4 protein-coding genes are annotated in these 7,894 nt (G+C 48.0%); all 4 read left to right on the top strand.

Annotation, left to right across the window (positions count from 1 at the left end; all coding sequences use genetic code 11):
• Positions 1–1,601: O-linked N-acetylglucosamine transferase, SPINDLY family protein (locus QT984_RS17340; RefSeq protein ID WP_445299467.1), on the top strand; the 1,601-nt coding region annotated here is incomplete at its 5' end.
• 280 nt (positions 1,602–1,881) lie between these two features.
• Complete coding sequence (locus QT984_RS17335; protein WP_333053352.1) at positions 1,882–2,631, top strand: peptidylprolyl isomerase; 750 nt, start codon at positions 1,882–1,884, stop codon at positions 2,629–2,631.
• 120 nt (positions 2,632–2,751) lie between these two features.
• Positions 2,752–5,760 carry a peptidase domain-containing ABC transporter gene (locus QT984_RS17330; RefSeq protein ID WP_333053353.1) on the top strand — a complete coding sequence of 1,003 codons (3,009 nt, stop codon included), beginning with the start codon at positions 2,752–2,754 and terminating at the stop codon, positions 5,758–5,760.
• A 58-nt stretch (positions 5,761–5,818) separates the two neighbouring features.
• Entirely contained in the window at positions 5,819–7,819 is a 2,001-nt protein-coding gene (locus QT984_RS17325) for a chromosome partitioning protein ParA (RefSeq protein ID WP_333053354.1), read from the top strand.
• The last annotated feature ends 75 nt before the right edge of the window (positions 7,820–7,894 follow it).

Raw genomic sequence — 7,894 nt, 5'->3', positions numbered from 1 at the left:
TTTCTGGTGGAACAGGCATCTTGCCTGTTGGTTCCACACAAGATGAATTTGCTGGTGGAACAGGCATCTTGCCTGTTGGTTCCACACAAGATGAATTTTCTGGTGGAACAGGCATCTTGCCTGTTGGTTCCACACAAGATGAATTTGCTGGTGGAACAGGCATCTTGCCTGTTCCTAAACAAGTAATTGAGAAGGGTGCAAGATATCAGTTTCAACCCAAGTCGGAAGTAGAAAGTTACTCTGAATATTTCCAGCAGTTAATCAAGTACGTCGCTGCTAATATCGCCAGTTTTCCAGATTCAGAAGTTTGGCGTTATTTGGCAGCTTTTATTGCCAAAAGTGTTAGCTTCCAAGCTTTGTATTTGAGCGACGAGGTCAATCTGCTCAATATATTGAGTCAGCGAGCTGATATTCTGGAATTTCATTTGAAAAATATCGGCAGTCAAATAGAATGGAATTTTCCTCAGAGAGAACCTGAAAGAACTAAAATCAGAGTTGGCTTTTTGCTGGATAAAATTAGTGAGGAATCCGAGACTCGTGCTGCAATTGCGAGTTTTGAATATTTAGACAGAAGCAAATTTGAAATTATTGTGTACTATTTCCAGGTACAAGACGAGCGACTGGGGAAATATTGCGAAAATTGCGCTGACAAACTGGTGCAACTGTCAGAAACTTTGCCCAATCAAGTCCGAGAAATTCGATCGCACGATTTAGATATTCTGCTAATCTGCACCAATACTACCGACACTTCTCAACCAAGCGCGCTGCTGTGCCTGCACCGACTAGCGCGGGTGCAAATCGCTACCGGTGCATCAACCCCCGCAACCACCGGCACCCGAAATATCGATTATTTCATTGCTGGAGATTTGACATTGCCCGCAGGTGCTGCTGCAGAGTTTCGCGAAAAATTAATTACTTTAAAAGGGTCGGGAGTTTGTGTAAGCTATACTGTAGGGTCAGCACCTGCCACAGTTGAACCGACTCGCAGGAGTTGGGGAGCCACCGACGAATCTGTAGTGTTCATGTCCGGCGCTCAAGCTTGGACAATTATCCCAGAATTGAGAGAAACTTGGGCAAAAATTATTGCTGCCGTACCGAATTCTATTTTAGTTTTGTATCCCTTTAGTTCCCGCAATGGAAACTATCCGACGGTGCCTTTTTACAACCAAATTCGATCGCTCTTTGCCGAATTTGGGATTGACAAAAAGCGCTTAGTTGTGATTAAGGCGCTGCCATCTCGCGCAGATTGCATAAAATGTCTGGAATTGGCTGATATATATTTAGACTCCTATCCATACAGCAGTGGCTGCTTCTTAGCAGAACCCCTGTTGGTGGGGTTGCCTGTAGTGGTAAGAAAAGGGCAAAAAACTCGATCGCGACAATCAGCCGCAGTCCTCGAAGAACTACTAATTCCGGAACTGGTAGCTGACAGCGAGAACTCTTATTTAGAGCTGAACACAGCACTGGGAACCAGCCCAGAACTGCGCCGGCACTACCGCGAGCGAATCCAGCAAAAAATGGCGGCAAACCCCAAATATCTCGACAGTCGCGCTTGCTCGACCCAACTCGAAGCACTCTTTGAAAGACTATTCCGAGAGTGAAGGAAGAAGGAAGAAGGAAGTTCAGCAACTAAGCAGTGTACGGGATTTAACGGGTAGATGTTGAGGGAAGATTTTCCCACTCTCTCACTCTCGCATCCCGTTACCATTCTGAGCCCCGCGGGGAACCCCTCGCTAGGCAGAGCGTCAAGAAATAGACAGCAATAGCGCTAGCCCACTGACGGTCTGCTATCATCGGGGAATCGAGGGGTTAGTGGTTGTCGCTCTTTTCCTGCCACAGCTAAATTAAAAGGGGAAGCGCAAGTCAGTTGGAGATAAAAAAATGACAGGACTTTTTCAAATAGGCGATAAATTATTGCAAGCTCAAGATATGCCATCGCTCCTGAAGCGGTATCAGTTGATGCCACAATTCTTGCGGGGTGTAATAGTAGACCAAGCGATCGCATCCTTTAGTTGCAGCGACGAAGAACGAAAATCCGCCGTCCTTGACTTTCTGGCACAACACCAACTGACAGCCCCGGAAGCCAAAGAAGCTTGGCTGCGTAGCCAAAACATGACGGAAGAAGAACTTCAAGAGATGGCCGTTAGGCCCTTGCTGATCGAAAAATTTAAGCAAGCAACTTGGAGACCTAAAGTAGATAATTATTTTTTAACCCGCAAAGCCAGCCTAGACCACGTAGTCTATTCCCTGGTACGCACCAAAAATCCAGCACTGGCAAACGAACTTTACTTTCGCATCCTCGAAGGGGAACAAACCTTTGCTGAAGTGGCCCGCGACTATTCCGAAGGGCCGGAGTCCAAGTCAGGCGGCTTGTTGGGCCCCGTACCCCTCAGCCAGCCCCACCCGGCAATCAGCAAACTTTTGTCCGTCAGCCAGCCAAATCAACTCTGGACGCCGCGTCCTCTGGCAGAATGGATGGTAATTATTCGGCTAGAAAAGTTCATGCCGGCCCAGCTTGATGAATCGATGCGGCTGCACTTGATTAACGAACTATTTGAAAGCTGGCTCGCCGAACAGATATCGCAAATAGGCCCGCTACAGCCCCTCTCCTCCGTGTCTTCAATATCATGACAATCCAGCAATTGGGTCAGGGGCCCCCGGATTTATCCGTGGAGACTTGAAAAAGCGTAGCATCCTGACAAAAACCCCCTGGATTCAATCTAAAATCTAAAATCTAAAATCTAAAATTGGATGACTTCTTCCGCTGTTTCCCTCTCCCAAATTCAGGATTTCCTAGCTCAAACACCTCCCTTTGACCGACTGTCAGAGACGGCTCTGACAGCCTTGGTGGCTAAATGCCAACTCCTTGGCTACCGGACGGGGCAACCCCTGTTTGAACGGGAAAAAATGCCGACTCAGGTGGCAATTATCTATCAAGGCCAGGCCCGGCTGCTGGGCTTTGACCAGCGCTCGCAGCGCCACGTAAGTTTACGCTTGGTGCAGTCGAAGGAAATCCTGGGCTGGGCTGGCTTGCTCAGGGGGGTTCCCTGCGAAACCGCGATCGCCTCTACAGATGTGATCGCGATCGTCCTACCTGCCGAAGATTTCCTGAGCGTACTGGAAAAACAGCCGACATTTGGAGAATCCTTTCGCGAACACTGTTCCTTGAGCGAAGTATTTGAACTGTTGAGCCTGGAATTGCAGCGCCAAGCCGACGGCACTTCCAATCTCAAGGAACTCACCCTGCAAGCTTGGCAAGATGCGACAGTTGTCAACGTACCAAACGGCAACAAAAAAACTCAAGACATCGCCAAAGAGCTAGATGCCGATCGAATTTGGCTCGTCAGCAGCGGCGTCTTGGGCGACTTTCCCACCGGCAGCCGCTTCTCTGTGGAAAACGCAGCCAAATCCTTAAAAGTAGAAGGCCGCCTCGGCGCTCGCTTGGTCGGCTTCCGGGAACCCCCCGAAGCCCAACCCGAAACAGACCCATTAAATGGCACGACAGAGACAGGAGGCTCTGGGCAGAATCCGCCCAACGGAACCTCGATCGCGGTTATAGACGCCCCCGATCGTCCCCCAGAACCCAAAACCGACCAACCAAAGGATGCCGGGAGATACCCAGTTTTCCGGGCCAAAGGGCAGATTGAGGCCCCGCTTGCTTGCTTCCAAATGTTGAGCAAGTATTTCGGCCTCAAGTTTCGTCGAGATATCATCCGCAAAGTTCTAGAAAATCAGTTAAAAACCGCTGGTTCTATCAGTATGCAAGCCTGCGGGGCGATCGCCCAAAGCATCGGCCTGACGCCCCAATTGGCGCAAGTGCCCGCAGAAGCCATCAACCGCATCAAAGCTCCCGTAATGATTAAATGGGAAACCAGCTTTGCCATTATTTACAGCATCACCGAGCAAGAATTGGTGATGGCCACGCCCGAAAAAGGGTTAATGCGGAAGCGGATACCTCAGTTTAAAGAAATCTGGGGAGAATCAGGAGAAGTCCTGCTGCTGCAAGCTCCGCAAGTCGAACAAAAAGAGCAGTTCAGCTTCTGGTGGTTTGTGCCGGCGCTGATGGAACACAAGACAGTGTTTTTTGAGGTGTTGCTCGCTTCGTTTTTTGTACAGTTATTTGGTCTTGCCAACCCATTAATCAGCCAAGTAATTATTGATAAAGTATTAGGTCAGCGCAGCATTGACACCTTGGATATTTTGGGTGCATTTCTGTTAGGTGTTGCCCTGTTTGAAGGACTGCTCAACGGTTTGCGTACCTTTTTGTTTATAGATACCTCAAACCGCATTGATGTCAAATTGAGTGCAGAAGTCATCGACCACTTGCTCCGGCTGCCCCAAAATTACTTTGACAATCGGCGCGTCGGAGATCTGGTTTACAAATTCAGCATGATGGGCCAGATTCGGGAATTCATGACGAGTACAGCTCTGACAGTGGTTCTCGATGCGGTATTTTCGGTGGTTTACGTCGCCGTGATGCTCTCCTACAGCGTGCAGCTAACGTTTGTATCTTTGGCAGTGGTACCGGTACTGGGGCTGATGATTGTTCTAATCAATCCGCTGGTGCTGCGCCTGATCAAACAGAGAAATATGCGTTTTTCTGACTCTCAATCTTATTTAGTGGAAGTAGTCAGCGGGATTCAAACTGTTAAGGCTCAAAATATTGAATTGAAATCCCGTTGGGAGTGGTCGAGCCGCTACGCAAAATACATTACAGCCAGTTTTAAAACAATTATCACGGGGACTACGGCCGGTACGATTAGCAGCTTTTTAAACCAGGTGGGTAACTTAGCTCAGTTGTGGGTGGGAGCTTATTTGGTACTGGGAAATGAGATTACTTTGGGTCAGTTGATTGCTTTCCGAATTATTTCCGGGAACGTGACTGGTTCGCTGCTGCGTTTTGTGAGCGTCTGGCAGAGTTTCCAAGAAGTCTCGATGTCGATCGATATGCTCAAGGATGTGGTCGATACGCCGACGGAAACCAGCGATGAAGATCGCAGCAATATCCCGCTGCCGGCAATTCAAGGGCAGGTTACCTATGAGGAGGTTTCCTTCCGATTCCTGGAGAGCGGGGCACTGCAATTGGCTAATGTTAATTTGGAATTTCCCGCTGGCAGTTTTGTGGGAATTGTGGGGGGAAGCGGTTCCGGTAAAAGTACGGCGATGAAGCTGTTGCAGCGTCTTTATCCGCCGCTGTCGGGCCGGATTTTTATTGACGGCTATGACATTTCTAAGGTGGAACTGTACTCGCTCCGCAGCCAACTTGGGGTGGTGTTGCAAGATACTTTGCTGTTTAACTGTACTGTGCAGGAAAATATTGCTCTGAGTAATCCAGATGCGAGTACGGATGAGATTGTGCGAGCTGCGAAATTAGCGGTAGCTCACGATTTTATTATGGGCTTGCCTGCTGGCTACAATACGATAGTCGGAGAGCGTGGTTCCTCGCTTTCTGGGGGTCAAAGACAGCGTTTGGCGATCGCCCGGACGATTTTGCAAAACCCGAAACTGCTGATTTTGGACGAAGCTACAAGCGCCCTCGACTACCATTCCGAACGCCAAGTTTGCAATAACTTAGCAGAAGCTTTCGCCGGCCGCACGGTGTTTTTCATTACTCACCGCCTGACTACCATCCAAAACGCTGATGTAATTATTATGATGGATCAAGGTTCTGTAGTCGAGCGGGGAACTCATAAAGAATTAATGGCTCTTAAAGGGCGTTACTACTGCCTCTTCCAACAACAAGAGTCATCGAATACCTAATCTCTAACAACTCACAACTGATCGCTAACCCTTAACAACTGAGAACTAACAAATGGCTATGAAATCGTTAATACTTTCTGAGCAACCAGTCATTCTCGAAAAACCAGCGATTTGGTCGCACTTGTTTTTGTGGATGATCATGCTGATGACCACTTCTGCTGTAGTTTGGGCTTATTTTGCTAGCGTAGAGCAAGCTGTCCCCGCTGTGGGTCAATTGGAACTCAAAGATGGTGCTAGAGACATCCAAGCACCTGCTACGGGCGCTGTGGTGAGACTTCACGTTGAAAATGGCGATCGCGTGGAAAAAAACCAGCCTCTGCTCACTTTCAACCCTGTTGCGCCCAGTGCCGATTTAACATCGGTTCAGAAAACTAAAGAAGCTCTGGAAAAGGAAAATAAATTTTACGAAGATGTTGTCAACGGCAAAATTCAAGGCCCTGTTCCTTCTAACCTAGAATCAACAATCAGGGACAGACAGAGCCTCACGGCACAAAATCAAGTGCTGCAAGCTTTGATTGACGAACTGTACCTCAATCGGGGAGCCAGCGGAAATTTTGATGCTGCTCAGCAAGGACTTTATGTTAATTATCGATCGGAATTTCTGTCTCGCGTCGCTGCAGCTCAAGGCCAAGTTCAGGAGTTGGAAAAACAACTGAAGCAAGCTCAGGATGCTGAGAAAGCTGCCGGCGATCAAATGATAGTCGCACAGCAACAATTGGGTTTTGCCCAGAACCAATTAAATTATGCCCAGCAGCAGTTAGCTTCTTCGCAAGAGCAAGTAAAATCCGCCCTGGCTCAGAGAGATTTGGCCCAAGAACAGTTAGCGAAATCGCAACAAGTATTGAAGTCGAATCAAAACATTCTAGGCCGACTCGCCCCCCTGGTGGAGGAAGGAGCCATCGCTGAACTGCAAAAAGAACGTCAAGAACAAGATGTTTTCAGAGGCCAAAGCGACGTTCTCAAACAGCAAGATCAAATCAAGCAGCGCGAAGGTGAAATCAACTCTCGCAGGGGCGAAATTAACACGCGCCTCGGTGAAATCAATACGCGCCGAGGCGAAATTAACGCGCGTCAAGGCGACATCCAAAAAATTAGTGCTGACATACAGCGCCAGCAAGGAGAGCAAGCGCGCATTCAGGAGTCCATCGCCCGCGCTCAAGAACAGTTAAAAAATACCAAGGATGCCTGGGCGAGAGAACTTTATACCAAAATTGCTGAAAACGAGAAACAAATTGCCAGCAGCGATTCTCAGCTAAGCCGCTTCAAAGTGGAAAACCTGAAAAAGTTGTCCGAGGTGAACGCTCAGCTAGAAAAGGCTCAAGAAAACCGCGACACTCAAGTTCTGAAAGCTCCGGTATCCGGTGTTATCTTCGATTTGAAGCCTTCTACGAAGGAGAAAGCTAAGTTGGATATGGCGAAAGATCCGATATGCCAATCCATTATTAATTCGGTGGTGAAACCGGGCGAACCGCGCCCAGCACGCTGCGAAGAAGCTTATTACGAAGCACAGCAAACTGAAAAGCTGCTTAAAGTTTTGGATGACGACAACGGTTTGGAAGCAGTTGTTTACCTGGAAAACAGCAATGTGGCTCTGGTATTGGATGCTTTGAGACAGAAGCGGGCCAAATTGGAGCCGTATCACGGCAAGCAATTAGACGGAGAAAAGATTGACTGCGAAACAGGTAAAATTTGCGTTTGTCCAGAGAAGGAAATTAACAGAGAGAAACTGGGTTTGACGAAATACCAATGCGTGCCTGTGGAAGTGAATGTAGAAGCTTTCCCGGCGATGGAGTTTGGTACTGCTGAGGGTGAAGTGATAGAGATTAGCAGCGATGCTGAGCCTCCTACTGAACTGCGGAAATACTATGCTTTCAAAACCAAAATTAAGCTCAAAAATCAGAAGTTTGTTTTGAACAAGGGCAAGGCAAATGAAGTGGAGGTTAACTTGCAGTCGGGAATGGCAGTGAGTTCTAATATTAATATCGGCAAGCGGACTGTTTTGCAGATGTTTATTAACCGATTTACTGGGAAAATGGATACGTTCAAGACTATTAAGTAGCGAACAGTTGACGGTTTACTGTTGACGGTTGACGGTTGACCGTTGACCGTTGACCGTTGACGGTTTACTGTTGAT

This window comes from Microcoleus sp. Z1_B2 (genome assembly GCF_036700325.1).
Taxonomy (GTDB): Bacteria; Cyanobacteriota; Cyanobacteriia; order Cyanobacteriales; family Microcoleaceae; genus Microcoleus.
This window is presented reverse-complemented; position numbering and strand designations above follow the sequence as displayed.